Source organism: Coleofasciculus sp. G2-EDA-02 (assembly GCF_040226375.1).
In the GTDB taxonomy this organism is placed as follows: domain Bacteria; phylum Cyanobacteriota; class Cyanobacteriia; order Cyanobacteriales; family Coleofasciculaceae; genus Coleofasciculus.
Genome location: NZ_JAVKEW010000111.1, coordinates 1 through 2,519, shown reverse-complemented (window position 1 = coordinate 2,519; position 2,519 = coordinate 1). Strand labels below are relative to the sequence as shown.

At 48.0% G+C, this 2,519-nt stretch carries 3 protein-coding genes; 1 reads left to right on the top strand and 2 read right to left on the bottom strand.

Going from position 1 to position 2,519, the window contains the following annotated elements:
* The first annotated feature begins 222 nt into the window (after positions 1-222).
* Positions 223-657 (top strand): peroxiredoxin, encoded by a 435-nt coding sequence (locus tag RLO19_RS12550; protein ID WP_446356820.1) that lies wholly within the window; start codon positions 223-225, stop codon positions 655-657.
* A 91-nt stretch (positions 658-748) separates the two neighbouring features.
* Here RLO19_RS12550 and RLO19_RS12545 read toward each other — a convergent pair whose 3' ends face one another.
* Together RLO19_RS12545 and RLO19_RS12540 are read right to left on the bottom strand one after the other, a co-directional pair.
* Positions 749-1,132 (bottom strand): hypothetical protein, encoded by a 384-nt coding sequence (locus tag RLO19_RS12545; protein ID WP_446356818.1) that lies wholly within the window; start codon positions 1,130-1,132, stop codon positions 749-751.
* A gap of 135 nt (positions 1,133-1,267) precedes the next feature.
* Entirely contained in the window at positions 1,268-2,161 is an 894-nt protein-coding gene (locus tag RLO19_RS12540; protein WP_446356816.1) for an ABC transporter permease, read from the bottom strand.
* Positions 2,162-2,519: the final 358 nt, after the last annotated feature.

The window sequence follows — 2,519 nt, the reverse complement described above, 5'->3', positions numbered from 1 at the left end:
GTCAAAAGTAGACGCAATGCCTGTATCGCCAGGTAGCAGGTTTGAGCGAGTAGAGGCGTCTTGACAGCGCCCAATCGATTAAGACCATAGTTTTAATCGAGGCTAGAATCTGTGCCTATGCAAGAGCGCAGAGTGTCAATACATTTTCCAATCAAGTCCACTGATTATCCGTAGTAAAGTGAAGAATAGTCAATAGCTTAGTACAAATAGGGAAAAAGACTTATGGCTTTAAGCGTTGGTGATAAAGCTCCGGCATTTACCGCCAAAGATGATGCAGGGAATACCGTTTCCCTTTCCGACTTGGCTGGGAAAACAGTAGTTCTCTATTTTTATCCCAAAGACGATACCCCAGGTTGCACCAAAGAAGCCCAAAGCTTCCGGGACAACTACGCGGAATATCAAGGCAAAGATATGGTGGTTCTCGGTGTCAGTATGGATGATGAGGCATCCCATAAGCAATTTAAGGAGAAGTATGGGTTGCCCTTCCAATTGCTAGCTGATCCGGATGGCACGATTACTAAAGCTTATGATGTTGAAGGCGGTGGTTACTCCAAGCGCGTCACTTATGTGATTAACGGCGAAGGTACGATCACTTATGTTGATCAAAAGGTGAAAACCGATTCCCACGCTAAGGATATCTTAGCTAGCATGAGCTAGCTTTCTTGCGTTGCCTCGTTCCCAGGCAAAGCCTCGTTGCCTCGTTCCCAGGCTCTGCCTGGGAATGCTTTTCGGGAGGTTCTACCTCCAGTTATCTAATTCCTGAGCCAGCCGGAGTAGACGAGTTATTCGGTTGAACTTGTTGTTGATTTCTTAAGCGTTCCATTTGTAGACGGCGGAACTCCTGCGTCGCATTGTCTAGGTTTTGATCCAGTTCGCTGTTAAATGTCTCCGTATCAACCCTGAAACGGGATTGATGGATAAAATCAAAGACACTGTTGCCAGTCGTTCCCGTGAGTGGATCTCGCTCATTTTGGCGATTATCCATACCTTCTAGGGGATTCACCCGCTCAGCCGATTGTGCGATCGCAGATTCAGGGATAATGGCTGAGGTAATGCTAACAGCCATCCCTAACGCTAGGGGAGCGAACAGGGTTGAGGTGAGTGCCGGAGTTAAGAGGGTGTTTATCTTCATGGCAGTTAACCTGTTTATTTAGAAATATGATTAGCCGTTCTACCGATAAGGACACGGTAGTGCCGATAAGGACAAGGTAGCCGATAAGGACACGGCAGTGCCGTGTCCCTACTATATTAAATAATCTGGAATTTTTTAGGCAAATCGGCGTCGTAGCAATGGGCTAATGATAACTAACGCGGCGGCGGCAAAACCAAACAGGACTAAAACAGCCCCGCCAAACGTAATTGATGCCCAAGGTGCTTCCATGACAACACTACCTAAAGACCAATCCCCATGGAGGTAGAGATAGCGAATTGGTTCTATCGCATAACTCAAGGGATTGAGACTAGCGACAAGCTGTAACCATTTTGGCATAAAGGATAGCGGCGCTAGGGCAGTGCTGGCAAATAGCAGGGGTAAGTTGGTGACAAAAATGACCGCAATGAGTTCAATATGACCCGGAAGCACAAATGCGAGTCCTAAACTTAATGCTGTCATCCCGATTACCAGCAAGAAAACAATCAGCGCGATCGCACCGAGTCCGGCTATATTGGGAATACCCGCACCCATAACCGCACTAGCTGCAACAATCACCACCGCTTGGATAAAGCTGAGGGCGACGATATAGATAGCTGATGCGGCAACAATGGAGAAGCGAGACGCCAGAGGTGCGACGAGTAAACGGTTGAGAAAGCCAAATTCCCGATCAAACATCACCGGTAAGCCAGCATTGAGCGCACCAGCGAAGGCGGTAAATACAATTACACCAGCACTCAAGAATTGGGCATAGGATAAGCTTTCACCAAAGAGTCCTTTTGGTGCATTTTGAAATAACGCCCCAAACAGAATCAGCCACATTAACGGTTGAATTACCCCAGCAATTAATGTAGATGGGCGTCGTTGCAGTTGAATAAACAGGCGCTTAGTGAGTGCCAAGGTTTCTTGGACAAATTCACCCACACCCGCCTTATCGCTGACGGGGACTTGACTTACCACGTCGGGTTGCCAATTAATTTCTGGTTTCGATGGTGTTACAGTTCTACTCATAATTTTGGTTATTAGTTATTAGTTATTGGTCAAAACACTGATTTCACGGATTGATTGGACAGAGTGGGGTAGGGACGTGAGAGGTTAGTTACACTGATTACATTTAGTGACATCAGGGTGAAAACCAAATGTTAGTGGTAAAATCTGCCCCTACAACAGACGTTCCACCGGAACTCCCTCATCTCCCTCATCTCTCTCTTCCCCCTCTCCCCCAGGGTCCCCAGCGCCCCCGGCGCCCCCGGGGCCGCGGGGCACGCGGGGGCAGAGGGGCAAGAGAGAGATGAGGGCGATGAGGGAGTTCCGGTGGAACGTCTGTTGTAGGGGCAGATTTTACCACTAACATTTGGTTTTCACCCTG